Consider the following 21,553-nt stretch of genomic DNA (forward strand, 5'->3'; position numbering starts at 1 on the left):
TCACCGTCCCGGGTCGGGGACGACGACCGAGACGAGGTCGAGCGCGGACAGGCGGGCCGCGGGCCGCACCAGCGCCGTGCGGGTGGCCGCGCCCGAGACCTTCTCGATCGCGCTGACCGTGCCGATGGCCAGCCCGGCCACGTACGGCCGCCCGCCCGCCGAGCCGAGCGTCACCACCCGGTCGCCCACCTTCACGGGCGCGTCCGGGTCGAACAGGCTCAGCCGCAGGCTCCCCTCACCCGGCACGCCCGTGACCAGGCCGAGCTGGCCCGAGCCCGCCATTCGCGCGCCCACGGACGACCCCGCGTCCGTGATCAGCGACACCGTGGCCGTCGCCGGGCCCGCCCAGGTGACCTTGCCGACCAGTCCGTCGGCGTTCAGCACCGTCACGTCGCGCACGACGCCCGCTCCGGTCCCGGCGTCGATGGTGACCCGCTGCCCCTGCCCGAACCCCACCACGTGGGCGGCCACGCCCCGCGCGCTCGCCCCGGGCCGTTGCCGGGCCGCCAGCAGGTCGGCCCGCAGCTGCGCGTTCTCGCGCTCCAGCAACCGCACCCGCTGCTCGCCGCCGACGGATCTGGTGACCGCGCCGATCGCGTTCTCCAGCGTGCCGAACACGGCCGATCCCGCCGCACGCAGCGGGGCCAGGGGCGTCAGCGTACGGTCGATCACGACGGTCAGGACGGCGGCGGCGAGCACGAGCAGGACGAACGCCCGCTTCACCGACGGGACCGATCGGGCAGCAGCACGTCACGCATGGCCTGGAAACGTTCGACGCAGCGGCCCGCGCCCAGCGCCACCGAGTAGAGCGGCTTGTCCACGACCCGGATCGGCATGCCGGTGGCCGCGCTCATCCGGTCGGCCAGGCCGCGTAACAGGGCGCCGCCGCCGGTCAGCACGATCCCGTTGTCCAGCAGGTCGCCCGCGAGTTCGGCCGGGCACTGGTCGAGCGTGGCCTGCACGGCGTCGATGATGGCCTGGACCTGGTCCTCGATGGCCTCGCTGATCTGCTCGGAGGTGATGGTGGTGGTCTTCGGCAGCCCGCTGACCAGGTCGCGGCCGCGTACCGGGGCCGAGGTCTTCGGATCGAGCTGCCGTGGCCCGGTCGCGGACGCCGCGTCGAGCTGCCTGGTCCTGGACCTGAACGGGTTCCAGCGGTGCGGGGCGGGCGGCGGCTCCGGCTTCGCCTCCTCCACGATGACCGCCGTACCCTGCCCGTCGGCGAGGGGGACGCCGACCCGGTGCCTGCCGGGGACGGGGTCGGCGTCGTGCACGGGAGCGGCCCTGACCATGCCCAGGTCGATCTTCAGCCGTTCGGCCGTGCGCTCGCCCAGCAGCAGCGCGTGCTCCTTCTTGGTGTGGGTGATGATCGCCTCGTCCAGCTCGTCGCCGCCCACCCGCAGCGACTTCGCGACCACGACGCCGCTCATGGAGACGATGGCGACCTCCGTGGTGCCGCCGCCGATGTCGACCACCATGTTGCCGGTGGCCTCGCCGACCTTCAGCCCGGCGCCGATCGCCGCGGCCATCGGCTCCTCGATGATGTGCACCCGGCGCGCGCCCGCCTCGTAGGCGGCCTCCTTGACCGCCCGCTGCTCGATGGAGGTGGTGCCGCTCGGGACCGCCACGACGATGCGCGGCTTGGCCAGGAACCTGCTCGGGTGCGCCCTCTGGATGAACATCCGCAGCATCCGCTCGGCCGCGTCCAGATCCGCGATCACGCCGTCCTTGAGCGGCCTGATCGTGGCGATGTGCGGGGGAGTACGGCCCATCATCCGCTTGGCCGCCCTGCCCACGGCCACGACGGTGTTCTTGTGCAGGTTGATCGCGATGACGGAGGGCTCGTTCAGGACGATGCCCTTCCTGCGGACGTAGACGAGAGTGTTGGCCGTACCGAGATCGACGGCTATGTCGTGACCGAGAAGACCCAATGCGAATGCCATGTGCCGCACAGCCTTTCGACCGGAAGGGCAGGGGGACTGCTGCCCGCACTCGCGCTGCCCTGACGGTTTTGACCACAAACGTCTTAACTCTGTATCGGCCCCCGTCCCCGCAGCTCAGCCGGTGTGCCGGGCCGGGTGGCGAGCACGGGAACCGGATCAGCGGGCGGTGCGCCAGGCCTGCTCCTCGACCAGCTCGACGCTGCGCCACCCGCCGGAGGTGCGCCGCAGGCGATGGTGGTACCAGCCGCCGCCGTGCAGGAAGCCCTCGGTGTCCGCGGTGACCATGTCCCTGGTGGGGGCGAGGGTGTCGGTGAAGGGGGCGCTCACGCGCGCCTCGCCGTCCTGGAAGTCGATGGTCGGGGCCCCGATGAGGTGCAGCCGCCCCGGCCAGTGCGGCAGCACCTCGGCGAGCCAGGCCTTGACCTCGTCCCGGGTGCCCCTGATGCCGCCGGTGGCGCGGTAGTCGATCACCGCGTCCGGGCTGAACACCTCGTCGAGCAGGTCCCACTGGCCGGAGTCGATGGCGCGGGTGTAGCGGGCCAGCAGTCCGGTGATTTCGAGTCGATCGGCGATCTCCTGCGTGTCCATGAGGTGATCGTCGCGCTGTGCGCGCTCGTTGGCCAGATCATTCAGCGGCGCAGCAGCCCGGCCAGCCGCTCGCGTGAGGCCCGTACGGTGAACGGCTCGCAGGCCGCGCAGAAGTAGCCGCGGCCGAACGTGAACTCCACGGCGCCGCCCGTGGCCAGGTTGACCAGCACGCGCTCGTTGTCCACGCTCACGGTGCGCGGGTTCTGCGGCGGCGGCATGAGGGGGCGCAGCGCCCCGGCCAGCCGCCGACGGCCCGCCGGGGTGAGCACGGCCGGGGTGAAGATCTCCTGTACGGCGAGTGCCCGGCCCAGGGCCCGGTCGTAGTTGACGGCCCGCCCGGCGTCCCCCGCCATCATGTAGCGGACGGAGATCACGTCGGCGTCGTTACGCACGACGACGTACGCGGCCGTGACGAGCCCGGTGGCCGCGGGATCGGCCCGCAGGCTTCGCGACGTGCGTTCGACGGCCTCGCGTACGGGCTCGGCGAGCGCCGCGTTGATCCGCGCCGCGTCGGCGCCCTGGGCCCGCGGGTAGGAGACGTCGATCGTGAGCCTCGGGCGCTGCTCCCGCCAGGCGACAGGGCCGATCGTGACCCGCTCGCGGGCCGGGCCGCCCTGCACGGCCGGCGCCGCCGCCACGAGCACCAGCAGCGCCGCGCCGTACAGGAGGATCTTCCGCCGCAGCGGCACCACCAGCGCCGCGGCCACGAGCGGCCCGGCGACGAGGCCCGTCTGCAGCCCGGTGACCGGGTCGAACAGGCCGGCCAGCCCGCCGGCGAGCACAGACAGCCCCCAGACGGCCGGCAACGGGGCCGCGCGGCGCTCCTTCGTGTTCAGCCGGGCGAAGCCGAGGTAGACCAGCCCGGCGAGGAGCAGCACGTAGAGCGCGCCGGTCAGGTTCTCCAGCGGCGGCCGGGTCACGCACAGCACCGGCACCGCCAGGAACGGCGCGTCGGCCCGCCCCACGGGCGGTCCCACGCCGAACCCCTGGAACGCCCCCGCCACCACGGCGATCACCAGCGCCGCCCCGCCCGCCCGAGCCGCGGCCAGGCCGCGCTCCCGGCGGCTCGGCACGTGCGGGCGCACCTGCTCCTTCCAGGCCCGGTACCGCTCACGCAGCTTGGCCCAGCCCTCCTCGCCCGCCAGCTCGACAATGCGCACGAACCTGGTCAGGCCGACCTGCGAATGCACGATGAACAGCAGCGCCCCGAACACCGGCACCACGAACCCGGTGAACGCGGCGGCCTCCCGGGCGGGCGCGACGTCCAGCGGCCGCTCGCCGGTGACCGCGTGGCCGATCACGCTGCCGAGGTTCCAGGCCAGCGCGGTGGCCAGTGCGAGCGCGCCCGTCAGCAGCAGGTAGTCAGAGGCGGGGAAAAGCCGTACGAGCTGCCCCCGGATCGCGACGTACACCAGTACCGCCGCCGTCACCCCGAACACGGCCACTACCGCCCACACCCACACCACCACGGTCCCGCCCAGCGCCGGATCGGGCGGGGCGAGCAGCGCGAGCGCCCGCAGCGGCGCGGGCGTCCCCTCGTCGAACGTCCGCCGTGTCAGCAGCGGGAACCTCGAGGTGACGGCCAGGCAGAAGTACGTCAGCGCGAGCGCCGCCCCGGCCACCAGCAGGCTCCACCGCCGATCGGGCCGCACGGGATCGGGCGCCGCGGCCGGGCGCTCCCTGGCCGGAACGACCGCCTGGATCCCGATGGCGGCCGCCGCGAGCAGCAACGGGGGCACGGCCACCTGGGCGGGGTGGGCGATCAGCGCCGCTCCGAGGTCGCGGAGGTACTCCGCCGCCCAGGCCCAGTCCAGCGGGTCGGCGAGCAGCAGCTCCCGCATGCCGCGGTCGATGGCGACCACGGCCGCGTACACGACCGGGGCGGCGGTCAGCGCGATCCACGCCAGGACGAACGCCCGCCCCGGCCGCCCCTCGACCGGTAATCGCCGCCGCAGCGCGCCCTCCAGCGACCCGGCCGCGACGGCGGCGAGTACCACGGCCACCTGGTCGAAGTAGTTCAGCGAGAGCGGCAGCCAGGCGAGCAGCTCCTGCCGCCCGAGGAAGGCGCTCCACACCACCGACCACCCCGCCACCAGGCCCGGCAGCACCCAGCCACGCGGCCGGAACGCCGACGTGCCCTGCTTCGCGGGCCCGGCGGGCGCCGCCCGGGTGACGGCCAGCACCAGCAGAGCGGAGAGCAGCGCCGTCGCTATCCCCCACGAGGCGGCGTACGTCAGGTGCTCCCGAAAGGGCACGCCTCGCAGCCGCGCCCACATCAGCACGGCCAGCACCCCCGCGGGACCGCCGGCGAGCCCCCAGCAGACCAGCACCCCCAGCCGCGACCCGCCGAACCCGGCCCACCGGAACGCGAGATATGCCCAGCCGGTCAGCGCGACCGAGAAGGCCACCAGCACCGCCACCGTGCCCCCGCCCGTCCCGGGGAAGACCAGGACGCCGCCGAAGGCCCGGCCGAGCGGGAATCCGCCCACGGGCGGCAGGGCGCACCCGCCGGAGACGGCGAGCGCGCAGACCACGGCCGCGAGCAGGAAGATACGGGTCGTCTTCGCCACACCTCGTCCTCTGCCCGAGCCGGGTCGGATGCCGCCGCCCGGTGACGGGGAAGTGTCTCACCGGTGAGCGCCACCCGCTAGTGTTCGCTGTCGTGTCCCGACGATCATCGGCTCTCTGGGCGTCGGCGTTGCTGCTCGCGGTGCTGCCCGGCGTCCTGTTCCGGGTCGACGCGCTCCTGTCCGAACCCGAGGACGCCACGGGCGTGTAGGGGTTCGTGACCCTGTATTCGTGCCGGATCGGCCTGTCCGTCCGCTACTGGGACAGCGCGCTGCGGGACTTCCCGCTCTTCTCGTACGGCGGCGCACCGATGATCGTCCTCGGCTTCGCGGGCTGGTACGCGAGCCTGCGGAAGGGGCGTGACCGGCTCGGCCGGATCGTCGCCCGCTCCGCGGCCACCGCCCTGCTCCTCCCGAGCCTCCTGCAGCACCTCATGTACGCCCTCAACCCGCGATGCCGTGCCGTAGGGCCTATGGACCTCTATGTCCTGGTGCCCCCGATCCTGGTCCTGCTCGCGGCGCGCCCTCCCCGGCGCGCGTTCGTCCGGCGGGGCCGCCTCGTCCGCGCGGCCGCCGTGGTCCTGACGGTGACGGCGACCCTCCTGGTCACGGTCGGGTCCGTCCCCCCGGGCAAGGTGAGCGCCGACAGCGAGCTCGACTGCGCCGGATTCGGCCGCGGCACGGTCGAGCCCGCCGTACGGGACGCGCCCCATGCGTCGCTGCTGCCGGCGCTGGCCTCGCTCTGCCCCTCTGTGGCGAGCCGGCAGGCGGCGCAGGAGAAGCAGCGGCAGGAGGAAGCGGCCGCCCCGCCCCTGGCGGCCTACGGGTTGAGGTCGGCGGCGGAACGCTCGGCGAAGATCCGCATGGCCTTGGTGGTGATCGGGCCGGGAGCGATCGGCAACTCGGTGTCGTCGACGAGCCTGATCGGCTGGATGTCGCGGGTCGTCGAGGTCAGGAACGCCTCCTCGGCCTCGTACAGCGCCGACAGCGGCACGTCGGTCTCCTCCCCGCCGCACCATTCGAGCACCAGCGCCCTGGTCACCCCGGCCAGGGGGCCGGCCTCGAGGGTGGGGGTGAGCAGGCGGCCGTCGCGGACGATGAAGATGTTGGAGCCGGTGCCCTCGCAGAGGTCGCCCGCCAGGTTGCCGAAGATAGCCTCGCCGCCGCCGCGCTTCTTGGCGAACAGCAGGGCCTTGGCGTTGTCGCCGTACGAGGTGCTCTTGACCCCGGACAGGGCGCCGCGCTCGTTGCGGGGCCAGGGGACGACGGTGACGTTGGCGGTGGCCGGGAACGGCTTCTGCTCGTCCACGATGACGACGGAGGTGGTGCCCTGGTCGCCGCGGTCGGAGCCGAGGGGGCCGGGGCCGCTGGTGTAGGTGACGCGGATGCGGCCGAGCGCCCACGCGGGCGCGACGGCCAGGAGCTTGCCGATGCCGTCGGCGATGGCGTCGACGTCGGGCTCGGGCAGGTCCATGCGCTGGGCGGAGAGCGTGAGCCGGTCGAGGTGCCGGGTGAGCGCGAACGACCGGCCGTTCACGATCTTGATGGTCTCGAAGACGCCGTCGCCGACCATGAGTCCGTGGTCGAACACCGATACGGTGGCCTGCGCGGGGTCGATCAGCTCGCCGTTGACCCAGACAGGGATGTTCATGTAGTTCCTCCTGTGGATGCCAGTGCGATGAGCCTGGCTGCTTTGAGCTCGGTCTCGAGCCATTCGCGCCTGGGGTCGCTGCCCCAGGTGATGCCCGCTCCCGTGCCGAATCGGAGCTCGCCTTTGCCGTGAGCCAACGGCGAGATCCAGAATGTTCTGATGCCCACGGCCAGCGCCGCCCGGCGGCGGTCGGCGTCGACCCAGCCCACAGCCCCACAGTACGGCCCCCGGGGTGCAGGTTCGAGCTCGTTGATGATGCGCAGAGCCGACGACTTGGGCGCGCCCGTGACAGATCCGGGCGGGAAAGTCGCGGCGAAGAGCTCGGGCCAGCCCGCCCCCGGCGCCAGTCTGGCCCGGACGGTGGAGACGAGATGGACGAGCCCCGGGTGCTCCTCGACGGCGCAGAGCGACGGCACCTCGACCGAGCCGACGGCCGCGACCCTGCCGAGGTCGTTGCGGACGAGGTCGACGATCATGACGTTCTCGGCGTAGTCCTTCTCGAGGAGGTCGTCCGCGGTCGCGCCGGTGCCCTTGATGGGCCTGGACTCCACCACGTCGCCGTCACGCGACAGGTAGAGCTCGGGCGATGCGGACACCACGCTCAGGCCGGGCACCCGGATGACGGCCGCGTACGGCGCGGGGTTGCCCGCGGCCAGCCGGGCGGCCAGGGCGAGCGGGTCGGCGTCGGCCGGGACGGGGGCCGTCAGGATCCGGCAGAGGTTCGCCTGGTAGACCTCGCCCCGCTCGATGTAGCCGCGGATGGCGCGCACGCCCCGCTCGTAGGCGGCCTGATCGAGCGAACTGCGCCACTGGTCGGGCCGGGGCCCGTGCCAGGGGCGGGCTGGAGCGGGCAGGGGAGACTCGCGCACCCGGTCGAACCGGGCACACGTCACCTTGCCCTCGTAGTCGACGACGACAGCCCACCAGCCCTCGCCGTCGAGCGCGGCCAGGTCGGAGGTCACGTCACGCAACCCGGTCGCGTACACGTGGCCTAAGTGGGCGAAACCGTCGTACACATTCTCCATTCTCCCAGCATTTCGACGAGCTCCAGCGCGGCCGGCAGCGGCACCTCGGGCAGGGCCGCGTACACCTTCCGCGCGGGCGCCATCCCCCGCAGCGGACGCAGCACCAGATCCCCCGGTACGGCCCGCGCCGCCAGCTCCGGCACCAGCGTCACCCCGAGCCCGGCGGCGACGAACCCGAACTTGCCCGTCCACTCGGCCACCCGCAGCCCGCTGCGCGGCGTGAACCCGGCCGCCGCGCACGCGGTCACCAGCAGGGTCGGCTGGCCGCGCGGGGCGGCCTCGATCCACGTCTCCTCCGCCAGGTCCCGCAGGTCCACGTCGGCCTCGGCGGCCAGCCGGTGGCCGCCGGGCAGCGCGACCAGCAGCCGGTCCTCGCGCAGCGGCACCGTACGGACGCCTTCGGCGGACAGCCCGGCCGGGTAGTCGCTGATCACGGCCACGTCGAGGGCGCCCCCGCGCAGCCGGTCCATCAGCCGCGAGGTCAGCCCCTCGATCAGCCGCAGCTCGACGTCGGGCCGCCGCTCGGCGAACCGTTTCAGCGTGCCGGGCACCAGATCCACGTTCGCCGTGGCGAACGCGCCCACCCGCAGCGTCCCGCCCCGGCCGGTGTGGATGGCGGCCAGCTCCTCGCCCGCGCGTTCGAGCCGGTCGAGCACGGCCGTGGCATGCCGGTGCAGCGCCTTCCCCGCCGGGGTCAGGCGCACCCCGCGCGGCAGGCGCTCGAAGAGCGGCCCGCCGGTGGCGCGCTCCAGCGCGGCGACGCGGCGGGAGACCGCCGACTGGGTGTAGCCGAGCAACTCGGCGGCGGCCGTGAAGGAGCCGCTCGCGGCGACCTCGTGGAACAGCCGCAGCGCTCCCGGGTCCAAGGCATTCAGATCTCGCATGGCTGATATGCAATCTAGTCGGTGGTGGAATACCTCGCATCCAGGTTGACTGTGGCGCATGATTGCTTTTCTCGGACAGGGACGCATGGGCGTCCCCATGGCCCGGCGGCTGACCCAGGCCGGGCACAAGGTGACGACGTGGCGGCGGGGGAGCGGCGTGACCGCTGCGGAGGCGGTGGACGGGGCCGAGCTGGTGATCACCATGCTCAGCGACCCGGCCGCGGTGCGGGCGGTGCTGACGGCGGCGCTGCCGGGGCTGCGGCCCGGCGCGACGGTGGTGGAGATGTCCACGATCGGCCCGGAGGCGGTGCGCGAGCTGCGCGCGCTGCTGCCGGCCGAGGTGGGCCTGGTGGACGCGCCGGTGCTGGGCAGCGTGGGCCCCGCGGCCGACGGCACGCTGACCGTGCTGGCCGGCGGTGACGTGTCGGGCTGCCGCGAGGTGCTGTCGGTGTTCGGGTCGGTGCGGGAGCTCGGGCCGCTGGGCTCGGGCGCGGCCATGAAGATCGCCGTCATGAGCGCGATCGTGCCCGCCCAGGTGCTGCTGGCGGAGACGTTCGCGTACGGCGAGGCGCACGGCGTGGACCGTGGCGCGCTGGCCGACGTGCTGTCGGGCACCCCGCTGGGCACGCTGGCGGAGCGGCTGCGCGTGCCGTCCGCCGAGACCCGCTACTCGCTGGGGCACGCGACCAAGGACCTGGAGCTGGGCGCCTGGGAGGGCGCCTCCATGGCCGGCGCCGCCCGGGCCAGGCTGCAGGAGGCGCGGGCGGCCGGGCTGGGGGAGCGCGACCTGACGGCGATCGCCGAGCACGTCGGCGGGGGGACCACCCACCGTGCGGTGCCGCTGAACCTGTCGACGATCCCCGCCACGAACGGCCGCTACTCGCACGCCGTACGCGTCGGCGACATGCTCTACGTCTCCGGCCAGGCCGCCTTCGACGAGCAGGGGAACATCGTCGGCGAAGGATCCATGGCCGCCCAGTCCGAGCACATCTTCCAGGTGATCTCGCGCATCCTGGCCGACCAGGGGGCGGCGTTCGAGGACATCGCGTTCATCCGGACGTACGTGACGGACATGGACCAGCTCCTCGACTACGGACGGGTCCGCGCGAAGTACATCACCGGCACGCCCCCGGCCAGCACCACCGTGGAGGTGTCCAGGCTGTTCCGGCCGGGGCTGTTGCTGGAGGTGGACCTGATCGTCGCGCTCCCTGGCTAGTTCAGGGGCCCGGCGACCGACTCCGCCGCCGCCACCACGCCGCCCTCGGCGACCAGGCGTACGGCGGACTCGATCTCCGGCGCGAGGAACCGGTCCGGCCCGGGGGCGGGCACGGTCTCGCGCAGGGCCTTGACGACGGCCGCGGTCGCGGGCGCGGGCTCCAAAGGGGCGCGCAGGTCGAGCGCGCGGGCGGCGGTGAGCACCTCGACCGCCAGCACGCGGGTGAGCCCGTCCACCGACCTGCGCAGCTTGCGCGCCGCCGACCAGCCCATGGACACGTGGTCCTCCTGCATGGCCGAGCTGGGGATCGAGTCCACGCTCGCGGGCACGGCCAGGCGCTTCATCTCGGAGACGATGGCCGCCTGGGTGTACTGGGCGATCATGTGACCCGAGTCCACGCCGGGGTCGTGGGCCAGGAACGCCGGCAGGCCGTGGTTGCGGGCCACGTCCAGGAACCGGTCGGTACGCCGTTCCGACATCGAGGCCAGGTCGGCGGCCACCACGGCCAGGAAGTCCAGGACGTACCCGATCGGCGCGCCGTGGAAGTTGCCGTTGGACTCGACGCGGCCGTCGGCCAGCACCGCGGGGTTGTCGACGGCGCTGGCCAGCTCCCATCCGGCCACGGTGGCGGCGTGCGCGATAGTGTCGCGGGCGGCACCGGCGACCTGGGGGGCGCAGCGCAGCGAGTAGGCGTCCTGGACGCGGGTGCAGGACTCCGGGTCGCGGTGACTGGCCATGATGCCGGACTCGCGCAGGACCTTGGTCATGTTGGCGGCGGACAGGGCCTGGCCGGGGTGCGGCCTGAGCGCCTGCAGCTCCGGCATGAACACCCGGTCGGTGCCCAGCAGCGCCTCCACGCTCATCGCGGCGCTGACGTCGGCGGTCCTGACGAGCGCCGTGAGGTCGTGGATGGCCAGGATGAGCATGCCGAGCATGCCGTCCGTGCCGTTGATGAGCGCCAGGCCCTCCTTGGCGGCCAGCTCGACGGGGTCGATGTGGGCCTGCTTGAGTGCCTCGCCGGCGGGCTGGAGGTTCCCGGAGCTGTCACGTACGACGCCCTCGCCCATCAGCGTGAGCGCGACGTGCGCCAGCGGCGCGAGGTCGCCCGAGCAGCCGAGGCTGCCGTACTCGTGCACGACCGGCGTGATGCCCGCGCTGATCAGCGCGGCCAGGGTCTTGGCCGTGGTGGGCCTGATGCCGGTGTGGCCGGTGGCGAGCGTGTGCAGGCGCAGCAGCATGAGCGCGCGCACGACCTCGGTCTCGACCTCGGGGCCGCTGCCCGCCGCGTGGGAGCGCACCAGCGAGCGCTGGAGCTGGGCGCGCAGCGCCGGGTCGATGTGGCGGGTGGCCAGGGCTCCGAAGCCCGTCGAGATGCCGTACGCGGGCGTCGGGCTCTCGGCCAGCTCGTCCACCCGCTGGCGGGCGGCCGAGATGGCGGCCAGGGCGTCGTCGGTGAGCTGTACGGGGGCGCCGTGGCGGGCCACCCGGATGACGTCGTCGAAGGTCAAGGGCTCGGGGCCGACGTTCACGACCTCGTTGTCGCGCATGGGGCGTTCTCTCTCGCTGCTCGCTAGGTAACCGGCGTACCCGATGTTAGCTCCTTACTTGGGAACAATGCGGACAGCCCCTCCCTGCCCTCGTCGGTGAGGACCACCGCTCTGGGCACCTTGCCGCGCCGGTACCAGTCCCGTTCGAACAGCACCTCGGTGATCGCGGCCCCCAGCGCCCCGCCCAGATGCGACCTGCGCTCGGTCCAGTCCAGGCACTCGGGCGCGAACCGCCTCCTCGACCTGCGCGCGCCGTCCACGTCCACGCCGATGCCGGCCAGCAGCCGCTCTCCTGCCTCGGTCAGGTCCTGCGCCGCGTAGTAGCCGCCCTCGGCGAGCCGGTCGAGCAGCCCCACCCCGGCGCGTCCCGCGAGGTGGTCGTAGCAGGTGCGGGCCTCCTCCAGCATCCTGGCCTGCCTGGACTGGCGCAGGGACCGTACGGGCGGGCGGGCGCTGACCCTGGCCAGCACCTCCAGCACCTCGGCCACGTCGTGCCCGGCCAGGCGGTAGTAGCGGTGGCGACCCTGGCGTACGACGTCGACCAGGCGCCCGTCGAGCAGCCTGGACAGGTGGGCGCTCGCCGTGGCGGCGCTGACCCCGGCCACCCTGGCCAGCTCTCCCGCCGCCAGAGCCCGCCCGTCGAGGAGGGCGGTCAGCATGGCCGCCCTGGTCGGGTCCGCGATGAGCGCGGCGACGGGCGCTATGTCGGCGTCGCGAGCGATGTACTCCATGCGTACGACGCTAGTACGGCGACATTTCGACGCGCGTCGAAGGGTCATGCCGAGCGCCTCGCGTCGAAGGGTCAGCCGCGTTTGCCGAGTGCCTTGCGGATCAGCTCCCGTGCCCGCTCCATCAGCGCGATCGGCGTGCCCACCAGCACGTTCTTGGTGGCGCTCTCCGTGCCGGGGTGCGGGCGCAGCGGGGCGAGGCTCTCGGCCGCCCGCACCGCCGCGGCCATGGCCCGCCGCTCGACCGCGGAGGTCTTCGCGCGCAGCTTGACGAACTCGTACCGTTCCTCGCTTCGGGCGTGCGCCGCCACGGCCAGGCGCAGCTCACCGAGCCGCTCCCAGAACTGCGGATGGTCCACTCCGCCCTTGTGAAGGTCGAGGAGGAGCCGTTTGGCGCGGTTCTCCTCGGTCAGGCGGTCGCCCACGACGCCCTGCCCGTTGTCGAGCTTCCTGCGCGCGTACGGATGGACGATCTCCTCCTCGGCGGTCTCGTGCACGGACAACATCCGCGTGAGACGGTCGAAGGCCTCCTCCACCTTGTCCGGCGGCGCCTGCTCCACCTCGTCGAACAGGTCCCTGATCTGGCTGTGCTGGATCACCAGCAAATCAATGACATCTTGTTCACCCACGCCCGCGCCCTACCCGAGCCTCCGGCGGGCACGCGCTTCCTTACCGAACGCGGGCCGTCAGAGGACCGAAAGCGGAGGTTGCCGCATTTCGCCCCGGGTAAGCGCAGCGACATGGCCTTCGACCCACTGCAGGAGCGGGGTATCCCGCTGGACGACCAGCTGCGCCACTGGAACGAGCTGAACGTCACGCCGATCGACCCCGACCACACCGACCCCTACACGCGCTGCCGCATCATCACCATGAACGCGATCGAGACGGAGGCGATCCTCTTCAGCCACCAGCTCGCCCGCCACTGTCCCGACACCGAGATCAGGCAGCAACTGGCCCGGGTGCGCTACATCGAGGCGCAGCAGCAGAAGGCGGTCAACTGGCTGCTGTCAGGGCTGTCGTCGGTGCTGGAGACCACGATCGCCTACGAGCAGGCGGCGGTGGACCTGACGGCGTGGGCGGCGCGGCTGGAGCCGGACGACTATCTGAAGCAGGCCTACCAGTTCGGCCTGCTGGAGCACCTCGACCACCTCTACCGGTACGCGAACCTGTACGAGATGATCGAGCACCGCGCGGCCGAGAAGATCGTGGGCCGGGTGACCGAGGTGATGCCGGGACGGCCGACGCACCTGCAGCACCGGGATCCGGTGGACAATGTGCGCGAGCCGTACGACAGGGGGAAGACGGAGCCGCTGTCGCGGCTGCACGCGCTGACCGTCATGGCGGTCGAGCAGCAGATCATGAACTTCTCCATGAACGCCGGCCCCATGTGCCTGGAGCCCGCGGCCCGCCGGCTCTACCAGGAGATCGGGCTGGTGGAGGAGGGGCACCTCACCCACTACGAGTCGCTGGCCGACGGGGGCGAGAGCTGGTGGGAGCGGCTGCTCAACCACGAGTACAACGAGTGCTACCTGTACTACTCGTGCATGGAGACCGAGTCGGATCCCCGGGTGAAGGGCATCTGGGAGCTGCACCTCAACATGGAGCTGGAGCACCTGCGGCTGGCGGCCGAGCTGTTCCGGCGGTTCGACGGGCGCGATCCCGACCAGGTGCTGGCCCAGGCGTGCCCGCCGCCGATGACGTTCGAGCCGAACAAGGCCTACCTCCGCGACCTGCTCGCCACCCAGGCCGACCGCACGACGCTGGGCACCGGGTACGTGCTGGAGGAGCACGAGCGGTTCCGGAGGATGCGGCAGGCGCTGGCGGACGGGGAACGGCCGCCTTCCGAACGCGTCATCGAGGGCAACCGCGCCGTTTCCGGCCGGGACTACCGCCTGGAGACGGAGGCACCGTACTCGACGGGCGTGCCCGGCGGCCCGCAACGCCGCTAGAACCCGTCCTACGGCGCTCGTCACGAGCGCTCGTCACCAGGGCCCGTCGCTAGAGTCGGGTCTCATGACAGCAGTCGCCCTCGTGACCGGCGCGTCGCGCGGCCTCGGTGCCGTGATCGCGCGCCGGCTGGCCGCCGACGGCCTGGCCGTCGCCGTCAACTACAGCCGGGACGCCGCCGGTGCCGCGAAGGTGGTGGACGAGATCCGCGCCGCGGGCGGCGTCGCGGAGACGTTCACCGCCGACGTCACGCACGAGCCCGACGTGTCGTCCCTGGTTGCCGACGTCACCGAGCGCCTGGGCCCGGTCCACATCCTCGTGGTCAACGCGACCGGCCCGCAGCCGTCCATCGCACTGGAGGGCCTCACCTGGCAGGCGCAGCTCGACCAGCTCGAGTTCTTCGTCAAGAGCCCGACACTGCTGGTGCAGGCGGTGCTGCCGGGCATGAAGGAACACAGCGGCGGACGCGTCATCCAGATCGGTTCGGACATCGTGGACCGCAAGCTTCCCAGCATGTCCGCCTATATCGCGGCAAAGAGCGCCCAGCACGCCATGACCGAGGTCTGGGCCCGCGAGCTGGGCCCGTACGGCATCACGGTCAACGTCGTCGCCCCCGGCTGGATCCCGGTGGAACGGCATGCGGGCCTCGACGAGAGCGGTTACCTCGCGGAGGTGCCTCTGGGCCGCATGGGCACACCTGATGACGTCGCGGCGGCCGTCTCGTTCCTCACCTCGGAGGGCGGCGCGTTCGTCACGGGCCAGCGCATCACCGTTAACGGGGGCCACACGTGACCTGCGTGAGCGTAATCCAGTTTGGGTACTCGGCCAGGATTCGCTAGAGTTCTCTCGTCACCCCGGTTAAACGGGGGGATGCGGAAGTGGCTCAGTGGTAGAGCATCACCTTGCCAAGGTGAGGGTCGCGGGTTCGAATCCCGTCTTCCGCTCGGAGCTTCCGGCTCGGTGGCGTGGCCGAGAGGCGAGGCAGCGGCCTGCAAAGCCGTCCACACGGGTTCAAATCCCGTCGCCACCTCACAAGGACGATTAGCTCAGCGGGAGAGCGCTTCCCTGACACGGAAGAGGTCACTGGTTCAATCCCAGTATCGTCCACCATGCTCAAAGCCCCAGTCCACGGCACTCGCCGTGGACTGGGGCTTCTTGCTGTTCCGCCTTGGCCAGACAACTCCCGCCAGCACCCAACCGCCCTCACCAAGTGCCGACCGACCGCTCTGCCACCCTCGCCCGGCGGGCGACCGCCCAGCCCACCGCCCTCACGCGGGAGCGACCGCTTGCCGCCCTCACCCGGCGGCGACCCCCGGTCCGCCTCCCTCACGCGGTAGCGACCGAGCAGCCCGCCACCTCCACCTGACGGCGACCTCCCGGCCCGCCAGCCCCACCCGGCCCGGTGCCGGGCCGAACGCCCGTCACCCTCACCCGCTGAGTTGCCCCAGGGCCGGGTGAGCCGCGCCCCAGCCTGAATAGGCCGGGCCGCGACCCGAAATGGCGGCCGGCCGGCCAACCCTCAGCCTCAGTACGACTTCTGAGTCTGGACGTTGAAATCGTCCATCTTGACCTTCTTGGCCGGATCGGTGAGGGGATCGTTGATCTCCAGGACGTCCAGCCCCTCCATGATGTCGCTGGAGTAGATGTACCCGTTGTAGTAATACGCCGACCAGGTCCCGGCGATGCCACCGCCCGGGAACGGGCCGCGTTCGAAGAAGCCGATCTCCTTGGGGTTGGCCGAGTCGGTGAAGTCCCAGACCGACACCCCACCCTGATACCACGACTGCACCATGACGTCCTTGCCCGGCACCGGGATCAGGGAGCCGTTGTGGGCCACGCAGTTCTCGTTCTCCTGCTGATTCCGGGGGATCTTGAAGTATCCGCGCCGCTCCAGCTTGCCGTTCACGATGTCGTACACGGCGTCCGCGCCCTTCGTGCGCGGCGTGTTGCTGTCGCACGTGGCCTGGCCGCCGCCGCCCAGCTCGTCGCTGAACACGACCTTCGTGGCATCGTTGTTGAACGTCGCCGAGTGCCAGATCTGGAAGTTCTCCGTGTCGGTGATCTGCTGGAGGACCTTCGGATTGACCGGGTCGGAGATGTCGAGGAGCACGCCGTCGCCGAAGCAGGCGGCCGCGGCCAGCTTCTTCTCGGGGTACGCGGTGATGTCGTGGCAGCCGGAGGCGAGATCGGAGTGCTGCCGTTCAGGGAAAATATCCGGCTTCGCCACGATTTTTGCGGACTGAGGCGACTTTGTGGGGATCTCTACGATCTGGATGAGTTCGTGGGGCGGGGGGCAGGTCTTCGACTCGGGCTCGGGGCCGGGCGAGGAGACGTACACGTAGAGCGTTTCCCCGGCGGGGACCATCGTGTGCGTGTGCGAGCCACAGTCGGTCCTGACCGCGCTGAGGTACTTGGGGCTCTTCTTGTCGCTGATGTCGAAGATCCGCAACCCCTCCCAGTCGCGGCTGTCCTCGTTGGAGTCGCACCCCTCACCGCTGCGCGGCTCGTCGATCGACAGGATGAGCAGGTCGCCGTACACCGAGACGTCGTTCTGCTGGGCCGGGCAGGACACCGTGCTCACCAGCTGGGGTTTGGTCGGGTTGCTGATGTCGTAGATCGCGAACCCGCCGAAGTTTCCCACGAACGCGTAATCGCCCTGGAACGCCAGGTCGGTGTTGATGTCGTCCCGGCCGTTCAGCGGTGCGGGCCGGCGCATCTGGGCGACGAGCTTGACGTTGTCGCTCGTCATCACATCGCCGGTGGGGGACGGCTTGCTGGCTGGAGCGCTGGTCTCCTGCGTGGAGGTGTCGGGCGTTGAGGCGCCGGACGCCGTCTGCCCCGCCGCGCAGGCGGAGGTTAACAGCAGTACCGTACACAACAACGCTCCGCGCAACTTGGCAGAGATCAACGCGCATTCCCCTTTGTCTCGTAGTTCACTATGGAAGCTATGTCAGTGGGTACGCGCACGCGTGCGGTCTTCATCACAGTTGTGACCACAATCGCCCTTGCCGCCTGCTCTCAGGAGCCCGCCGGTCCTTCCCCCGTGGGCACGGGGGCGCCGGTGATCATGCCGGGGAGTCCGGGGGCCCCGGGCCGTACCGCGACGCCGGGGGAGCGGGTCGGGCAGACGCCCAGACCGACGGTGGCCTCGGACGTGCGCTTCGCCGAGGCCATGATCCCCCACCACCGCCAGGCCCTGGAGATGACCTCACTGGTGAACGACCGTACGACCACGGAGACCATCCGCGCGTTCGCCCGCCAGATCACCGCCGCCCAGACCCCGGAGATCAAGGCCATGACGGGCTGGCTGGCCGAGCTCGGCCGCTCCGCCCCGGACAGTCACACGCACACCCAGGCGGCCGGGTACGGCATGGCGACGCAGGAGGAGCTGAACGCGCTGGGCGCCACCAAGGGAGCGGCCTTCGACCGCATGTTCCTGCAGCTGATGACCAGGCACCACGAGGGAGCGGTCAAGATGGCGGGGGAGGAGCTGGCCACCGGCCGGGACCAGCGCATGCGATTGATGGCGAAGGACGTGTACTCGGGTCAGAGCATCGAGATCGCCCGCATGCGCAAAGTCCTGGAAACGCTGCCTGGCTAGGGCGTCAGGAGGGCCAGAGCATGTTGGTCAGCTCGGCGTCGAGGTCCATGTAGTCCGTCTCACGGCCCGCGGGGACCTTCTCGTACGTACGGTGGAGGAACTCGGTGAGCGGGGCCAGCGGCACCTCGAAGAGCGCCTGCCCGAACGGGGACGTGAGACTGATGTGCAGCGTGCGCTCGCCATCGGCACGCGCGGGCCACACCTGCACGTCGCCGTCGCCGACACGCCTCACGATGCCCACAGTGAGCAGTTCGCGAGCAAAGATCCACTCGACCGGCTCGTCATTCCCCACGTGGAAGGCCATGCGTATGGCGTATGGATCGTCGGCTGTGTAACTCAGTCCGGCGAGCAGGGGGACGGTAGTACGGTCGGGGACCACAAGCCGAAGGCCAAGCTCGGCGGAGACGGTGGTGCTGTTCATCGTCAGCCAAACCTTTTCGTCGTAGGTCCCCTCTTCGGGGCTTTCACTGCTCTGACGGACTTCGTCCTGAGCTATGACGCGGAACGAAGAAACCTGTAGGAAAGATTCCGCTCCAGGGGCCTTCTGTAACGCACATCACAGCTGGACATTTAGGCATCAACCAGGCTAAACGGGATCAAATCGGGTCGTATTTACGAGGGTTTTGCGTGTTGTGGAGCCTGTCCCGCCGCGCCGACCATGAACGTTTCTCACCAAAAGATCGCGATCGGTGCCTTACGGAACAGGACGATGGTATGCCACCGACCCACCCCGCCGGTGGGCAACCGCCGCGTTTCACCTGAATCCCTCCCACGGCCCCGTCGTCGTCACCCCGGAACCTCCCCCGATCCTCCCCGGAGCAACCCCAGAGCAACCGCGGAGCCACCTGCGAACCACCCCGCATCCACCCCGCATCCACCCCGGCCCCACCGCCCGGTCGCTTCGCTTCGCCAGCAGGTGCCAGAGTGCGGTATGGTTTTCCCCGTCGGCACCGCAAGGAGCCAACAGGGCGGGCGATTAGCTCAGCGGGAGAGCGCTTCGTTCACACCGAAGAGGTCACTGGTTCGATCCCAGTATCGCCCACCAAGGTCAAGGGTCACATCCCAACATGGGACGTGGCCCTTTTGATCTTCCGGGTGACTATGCCATCTGCAGACGCTGACGGGCACCGCTTGCGTGTGCCAGGTCTCGGGACCCGACAGACGTCACTTGTGTGCTGTGTGAGAACTTTCTGTACGTCTTCAAGGCGGGCTGCTCGCGCCGCCGACCGGGGGCCAGGCCCAACAGGGCCGCCGCTCGGGAACCCCGCCGCCGAATGGCGCAAGCGCCAGGCGGTACCCCGGCGGTTCCAGCCCCGCCGGCGGCGTGTCGGTACGCACCAAAAATCCCGGGCCGCCTTAGAAACGATCTGGAGTCTCGGAGGCGGAAGCCGACGCATCCACATCAGCGGATGCACGAAGAACGCGGAGCGCAAGCTTGGCAAGCCCCGACTCGATCGCGCTGGGTTGACGACCGAACTCCTCCGAAAGGTCTTCAACGCTACGACCGTCACGGTAGCCCGCCATAAGTTGCGCGTCGTCAGACGGACACCACCGCTCGTACGCGTTCGGGTAACGTGCCCGGATCTTACGCAATGTCAGCCGCCCGTCCGTGGGCATCTCATCCATGACGCCGAATCTAAGAGCCGCGTACGACAGAAATCAGGACCGAGCGCTGTCGAGGGCTGGCCTGGAAAGCTGCAGGTGCGGCGTCGGTCGTGGCAATGCCTCCAGCGGCATCGCCGGACGGCTGGCGCGGACGAGTGGAAGGGGGGCCGCCGTGCGACGGTACAGCCTGGTCACGGAGGAGGGCGCACTTCTCAGGTCACGGGGCCGAGCCGGTCAGCTCACGCGTGCGCGGTCACAGGGCCGGCCTTACTCCATGCCTCCGGCGGGGGCGCTCCGGCTCCGGGCAGCCAAGGTCGTTCCCCTGCCCGTCTGATCGGGTTGCCGTGGAAGCATGTCCGCCTGCCGCCGTCCCAGGACAAAGCCCAAGCAGACCAGCCGCGAGGCCGCCTCCTCTTCATCGCGGCCCTGACAACGGACGCACGGCCGGGCAGCCCCGCGGCTGGCCCGCTACCCCTTCGGGTGGGACGACGGCAGACGGGCAGGCTAAGAAGGGCAATGTGCCACTGTATTTGGCCCGGTTGGTGTCAACGACACCTTGACGCCTGGCCTTAGCGCAAGAGCCCGGCTCCGCGTCTCTCGCTTGATCGATGGAATGACAGGTGAGTGATTTACACTCGCTCGCCATGACGCGATTATCCGATCGTTTGGATCTGGTTTCTCTGATCGTCGCCTGTCTCGCCATCTTCGCCGGTGGCCCGCTGAGAGCGAAGTTGGGGACGCCGAACTGGACGATGCTGGCTCTTGGGATCGTGGCGGCAGCGCTGGCATGGCCGGGGGCGCGAAGGAAGCCCACGATCTCCACGGTGTCCAACCGCAGCAGGTCGGTGGCGGGACTGGTGTCGGGAGCGATAGCGATCGGCCTTGGCACGCTGCTTCTGGCGCTGGACATCCTGAGAACGTGATCGGCTGAGAACTCAAGGGGAAGCCACGGTAAACCAGCACGAACGAGCCTCCCTGGCGGCCCCTTTGATCACAGCATGATCGCGATACCCGGTGTTCGGACGGTGACATGAAGAAACGTAAGCTTCCCTTGCCCAGAAAGATCAAGCAAATGGCCACTGGCACTCGGACTGCTGGATATCTGATAGCGACAGTTGGTGTCGTTGTCACGCTGAGTGCCTGTGGCCGGCAATCGCAGTGGTATGGCATCGCATATGCGGCTGTATCTCCCGACGGAAAGACGGTCACTGTCGCCGCGCAGGGGTCTTCCTGTCAAGAAGTAACTACTTCAACAGTCTCCGAACAGACTACCGACGTAAGCATTGGGATAAGGGTTCGCGACAACTGTGAGCCGCTGTTTCCCTGGGGGGAAGGAATAGCGCACACGGACATGGGTTACTATCGGAAGATTTCGCTTCGCCTCAAGATCCCATTGGGTGATCGACGGCTCATAGACCAGACGACCCAGCGGGAGATCCCGATACTTAAATAGCGGGTCACTGGGTCCACTGGCGCTTAAGGAGTCGTGGCATGACATATAGACGACTCGTCACGTAGGCGGGTTAGTCCTGCGCTATGGCCGTGATTGGCTGAGCGCCCGAAGAGGGGCAATGCGGGAGCTATGCCAGGTGAACGGGCCTGAACGGATCTGGATTCGGATGACTGGGCCGACATCGCGTCGGGACCGGCGTGAACCGATCTAAACAGCGTGAAGCTGGTTCGAGTCCTATCGCCCCGCCAGTCCGCTGTCGCTCTGCGGTGGGTCGAGTCGACGGCAGAAAGGATGGATGGGTGCGATCAGGTTGGGTGTCGGAGGGGCGTGCAGTAGGGCTATGACAGGATTATGACGAGGCCCTGAAATCCTGACGTTCAGTTCGCAACGGAAGGAGTGTAGGGGTGAAACAGAAGTGAGGAAGGTCGGAAAACCAGCCGCCCTGGTGGCAGTCGGCGCAGCATTGCTCACACTGACAACCGCAGGGCCAGCATCCGCCGCACCGACTTGCGTGCGTCTGGGAGCGAACTTCGCCTGTGTTGACGGGCGCGACGTGATCGTATGTGATAAGGAGTCTGACCGACGCGGCGTCTACGGGTGGTTCGGCGGCGATCGCGTCGTCTGGGACAGCAACGGGTCAGCACCAGGCTGTGGTCAGCGCAGTTACTCAAAGGCTCCTACCTCGATTCAGCTCTGCGAGGAGGGCATCGTGTTCGATCGGTGTACCGGTGACTGATAATTCAGACGCATCTGTGAAAGTCGGACATTGACATCGGACGGGCGTAGGGACCCCTCGCC

The 21,553-nt window shown here is 70.2% G+C and carries 19 protein-coding genes and 4 tRNA genes; 9 read left to right on the forward strand and 14 right to left on the reverse strand.

Annotation, left to right across the window (positions count from 1 at the left end):
• The 8 genes from mreC to ACWDRB_RS21015 all read right to left on the reverse strand — a co-directional run bounded on the left by mreC (position 1) and on the right by ACWDRB_RS21015 (position 8,658).
• Positions 1 to 723 (reverse strand): rod shape-determining protein MreC, encoded by a 723-nt coding sequence (mreC, locus tag ACWDRB_RS20980; protein ID WP_449896053.1) that lies wholly within the window; start codon positions 721 to 723, stop codon positions 1 to 3.
• Positions 720 to 1,943, reverse strand: a complete 1,224-nt coding sequence (gene mreB / locus ACWDRB_RS20985; protein ID WP_449896055.1) for a rod shape-determining protein MreB — start codon at positions 1,941 to 1,943, stop codon at positions 720 to 722. The genes mreC and mreB overlap by 4 nt, the downstream gene beginning before the upstream one ends.
• A 156-nt stretch (positions 1,944 to 2,099) precedes the next feature.
• Positions 2,100 to 2,531: a nuclear transport factor 2 family protein gene (locus ACWDRB_RS20990; protein WP_357736056.1), complete on the reverse strand. Its 432-nt coding sequence runs from the start codon at positions 2,529 to 2,531 to the stop codon at positions 2,100 to 2,102.
• A gap of 41 nt (positions 2,532 to 2,572) precedes the next feature.
• Complete coding sequence (locus tag ACWDRB_RS20995) at positions 2,573 to 5,101, reverse strand: hypothetical protein (RefSeq protein WP_449896057.1); 2,529 nt, start codon at positions 5,099 to 5,101, stop codon at positions 2,573 to 2,575.
• A 253-nt stretch (positions 5,102 to 5,354) separates the two neighbouring features.
• Complete coding sequence (locus ACWDRB_RS21000) at positions 5,355 to 5,498, reverse strand: hypothetical protein (RefSeq protein ID WP_449896059.1); 144 nt, start codon at positions 5,496 to 5,498, stop codon at positions 5,355 to 5,357.
• Between the two features lie 420 nt (positions 5,499 to 5,918).
• Positions 5,919 to 6,749, reverse strand: coding sequence for an aminotransferase class IV (locus tag ACWDRB_RS21005; protein ID WP_350727106.1), 831 nt, complete (start codon positions 6,747 to 6,749; stop codon positions 5,919 to 5,921).
• Positions 6,746 to 7,774 carry a chorismate-binding protein gene (locus ACWDRB_RS21010; RefSeq protein ID WP_449896061.1) on the reverse strand — a complete coding sequence of 343 codons (1,029 nt, stop codon included), beginning with the start codon at positions 7,772 to 7,774 and terminating at the stop codon, positions 6,746 to 6,748. The genes ACWDRB_RS21005 and ACWDRB_RS21010 overlap by 4 nt, the downstream gene beginning before the upstream one ends.
• Positions 7,741 to 8,658 carry a LysR family transcriptional regulator gene (locus tag ACWDRB_RS21015; RefSeq protein ID WP_449896063.1) on the reverse strand — a complete coding sequence of 306 codons (918 nt, stop codon included), beginning with the start codon at positions 8,656 to 8,658 and terminating at the stop codon, positions 7,741 to 7,743. The genes ACWDRB_RS21010 and ACWDRB_RS21015 overlap by 34 nt, the downstream gene beginning before the upstream one ends.
• Before the next feature lie 58 nt (positions 8,659 to 8,716).
• On the opposite strand from ACWDRB_RS21015, the gene ACWDRB_RS21020 reads away from it, so the two are divergent.
• On the forward strand, positions 8,717 to 9,874 hold the full coding sequence (locus ACWDRB_RS21020; RefSeq protein WP_449896065.1) for a Rid family hydrolase: 1,158 nt from the start codon (positions 8,717 to 8,719) through the stop codon (positions 9,872 to 9,874).
• On the opposite strand, the gene hutH is transcribed toward ACWDRB_RS21020, so the two are convergent.
• The 3 genes from hutH to ACWDRB_RS21035 all read right to left on the reverse strand — a co-directional run bounded on the left by hutH (position 9,871) and on the right by ACWDRB_RS21035 (position 12,778).
• Positions 9,871 to 11,421 carry a histidine ammonia-lyase gene (hutH, locus tag ACWDRB_RS21025; RefSeq protein WP_449896067.1) on the reverse strand — a complete coding sequence of 517 codons (1,551 nt, stop codon included), beginning with the start codon at positions 11,419 to 11,421 and terminating at the stop codon, positions 9,871 to 9,873. The genes ACWDRB_RS21020 and hutH overlap by 4 nt on opposite strands.
• 23 nt (positions 11,422 to 11,444) lie before the next feature.
• Entirely contained in the window at positions 11,445 to 12,152 is a 708-nt protein-coding gene (locus tag ACWDRB_RS21030) for an ArsR/SmtB family transcription factor (protein WP_355198353.1), read from the reverse strand.
• Positions 12,153 to 12,223: 71 nt separating this feature from the next.
• Complete coding sequence (locus ACWDRB_RS21035; protein WP_355198355.1) at positions 12,224 to 12,778, reverse strand: hemerythrin domain-containing protein; 555 nt, start codon at positions 12,776 to 12,778, stop codon at positions 12,224 to 12,226.
• A gap of 111 nt (positions 12,779 to 12,889) precedes the next feature.
• On the opposite strand from ACWDRB_RS21035, the gene ACWDRB_RS21040 reads away from it, so the two are divergent.
• The 5 genes from ACWDRB_RS21040 to ACWDRB_RS21060 all read left to right on the forward strand — a co-directional run bounded on the left by ACWDRB_RS21040 (position 12,890) and on the right by ACWDRB_RS21060 (position 15,206).
• Entirely contained in the window at positions 12,890 to 14,098 is a 1,209-nt protein-coding gene (locus ACWDRB_RS21040; RefSeq protein WP_449896070.1) for a hypothetical protein, read from the forward strand.
• A gap of 64 nt (positions 14,099 to 14,162) precedes the next feature.
• Positions 14,163 to 14,888 carry an SDR family NAD(P)-dependent oxidoreductase gene (locus ACWDRB_RS21045; RefSeq protein ID WP_449896072.1) on the forward strand — a complete coding sequence of 242 codons (726 nt, stop codon included), beginning with the start codon at positions 14,163 to 14,165 and terminating at the stop codon, positions 14,886 to 14,888.
• Positions 14,889 to 14,968: 80 nt separating this feature from the next.
• Positions 14,969 to 15,040 (forward strand) — tRNA-Gly (locus ACWDRB_RS21050).
• Positions 15,041 to 15,055: 15 nt separating this feature from the next.
• Positions 15,056 to 15,126: transfer RNA gene (locus ACWDRB_RS21055), tRNA-Cys, on the forward strand.
• Between the two features lie 5 nt (positions 15,127 to 15,131).
• A tRNA-Val gene (locus tag ACWDRB_RS21060) sits at positions 15,132 to 15,206 on the forward strand.
• Between the two features lie 415 nt (positions 15,207 to 15,621).
• Here ACWDRB_RS21060 and ACWDRB_RS21065 read toward each other — a convergent pair.
• Positions 15,622 to 16,845, reverse strand: coding sequence for an LVIVD repeat-containing protein (locus tag ACWDRB_RS21065; protein WP_449896074.1), 1,224 nt, complete (start codon positions 16,843 to 16,845; stop codon positions 15,622 to 15,624).
• A 240-nt stretch (positions 16,846 to 17,085) separates the two neighbouring features.
• On the opposite strand from ACWDRB_RS21065, the gene ACWDRB_RS21070 reads away from it, so the two are divergent.
• Positions 17,086 to 17,697, forward strand: a complete 612-nt coding sequence (locus tag ACWDRB_RS21070) for a DUF305 domain-containing protein (protein ID WP_449896076.1) — start codon at positions 17,086 to 17,088, stop codon at positions 17,695 to 17,697.
• Between the two features lie 4 nt (positions 17,698 to 17,701).
• Here the strand turns inward: ACWDRB_RS21070 and ACWDRB_RS21075 are convergent, their stop codons facing one another.
• On the reverse strand, positions 17,702 to 18,118 hold the full coding sequence (locus ACWDRB_RS21075; protein ID WP_103958541.1) for an SsgA family sporulation/cell division regulator: 417 nt from the start codon (positions 18,116 to 18,118) through the stop codon (positions 17,702 to 17,704).
• 549 nt (positions 18,119 to 18,667) lie between these two features.
• Here ACWDRB_RS21075 and ACWDRB_RS21080 point away from each other — a divergent pair.
• A tRNA-Val gene (locus ACWDRB_RS21080) sits at positions 18,668 to 18,742 on the forward strand.
• A gap of 311 nt (positions 18,743 to 19,053) precedes the next feature.
• Here the strand turns inward: ACWDRB_RS21080 and ACWDRB_RS21085 are convergent.
• Positions 19,054 to 19,323 carry a hypothetical protein gene (locus tag ACWDRB_RS21085; protein WP_449896078.1) on the reverse strand — a complete coding sequence of 90 codons (270 nt, stop codon included), beginning with the start codon at positions 19,321 to 19,323 and terminating at the stop codon, positions 19,054 to 19,056.
• Positions 19,324 to 19,946: 623 nt separating this feature from the next.
• Between ACWDRB_RS21085 and ACWDRB_RS21090 the strand changes: the two genes are divergently transcribed.
• Positions 19,947 to 20,225: a hypothetical protein gene (locus ACWDRB_RS21090; RefSeq protein ID WP_449896080.1), complete on the forward strand. Its 279-nt coding sequence runs from the start codon at positions 19,947 to 19,949 to the stop codon at positions 20,223 to 20,225.
• Positions 20,226 to 21,553 lie beyond the last annotated feature (1,328 nt).

It is taken from the genome of Nonomuraea sp. NPDC003707 (assembly GCF_053587055.1).

What these genes read in the sequence shown, in the direction of transcription:
- mreB (WP_449896055.1), bottom strand. Translation starts at nt 1,943, where the DNA reads ATGGCATTCGCATTGGGTCTTCTCGGTCACGACATAGCCGTCGATCTC.
- ACWDRB_RS20990 (WP_357736056.1), bottom strand. Translation starts at nt 2,531, where the DNA reads ATGGACACGCAGGAGATCGCCGATCGACTCGAAATCACCGGACTGCTG.
- ACWDRB_RS21005 (WP_350727106.1), bottom strand. Translation starts at nt 6,749, where the DNA reads ATGAACATCCCTGTCTGGGTCAACGGCGAGCTGATCGACCCCGCGCAG.
- ACWDRB_RS21010 (WP_449896061.1), bottom strand. Translation starts at nt 7,774, where the DNA reads ATGGAGAATGTGTACGACGGTTTCGCCCACTTAGGCCACGTGTACGCG.
- ACWDRB_RS21015 (WP_449896063.1), bottom strand. Translation starts at nt 8,658, where the DNA reads ATGCGAGATCTGAATGCCTTGGACCCGGGAGCGCTGCGGCTGTTCCAC.
- ACWDRB_RS21020 (WP_449896065.1), top strand. Translation starts at nt 8,717, where the DNA reads ATGATTGCTTTTCTCGGACAGGGACGCATGGGCGTCCCCATGGCCCGG.
- hutH (WP_449896067.1), bottom strand. Translation starts at nt 11,421, where the DNA reads ATGCGCGACAACGAGGTCGTGAACGTCGGCCCCGAGCCCTTGACCTTC.
- ACWDRB_RS21030 (WP_355198353.1), bottom strand. Translation starts at nt 12,152, where the DNA reads ATGGAGTACATCGCTCGCGACGCCGACATAGCGCCCGTCGCCGCGCTC.
- ACWDRB_RS21040 (WP_449896070.1), top strand. Translation starts at nt 12,890, where the DNA reads ATGGCCTTCGACCCACTGCAGGAGCGGGGTATCCCGCTGGACGACCAG.
- ACWDRB_RS21045 (WP_449896072.1), top strand. Translation starts at nt 14,163, where the DNA reads ATGACAGCAGTCGCCCTCGTGACCGGCGCGTCGCGCGGCCTCGGTGCC.
- ACWDRB_RS21065 (WP_449896074.1), bottom strand. Translation starts at nt 16,845, where the DNA reads ATGACGAGCGACAACGTCAAGCTCGTCGCCCAGATGCGCCGGCCCGCA.
- ACWDRB_RS21075 (WP_103958541.1), bottom strand. Translation starts at nt 18,118, where the DNA reads ATGAACAGCACCACCGTCTCCGCCGAGCTTGGCCTTCGGCTTGTGGTC.
- ACWDRB_RS21085 (WP_449896078.1), bottom strand. Translation starts at nt 19,323, where the DNA reads ATGGATGAGATGCCCACGGACGGGCGGCTGACATTGCGTAAGATCCGG.
- ACWDRB_RS21090 (WP_449896080.1), top strand. Translation starts at nt 19,947, where the DNA reads ATGACGCGATTATCCGATCGTTTGGATCTGGTTTCTCTGATCGTCGCC.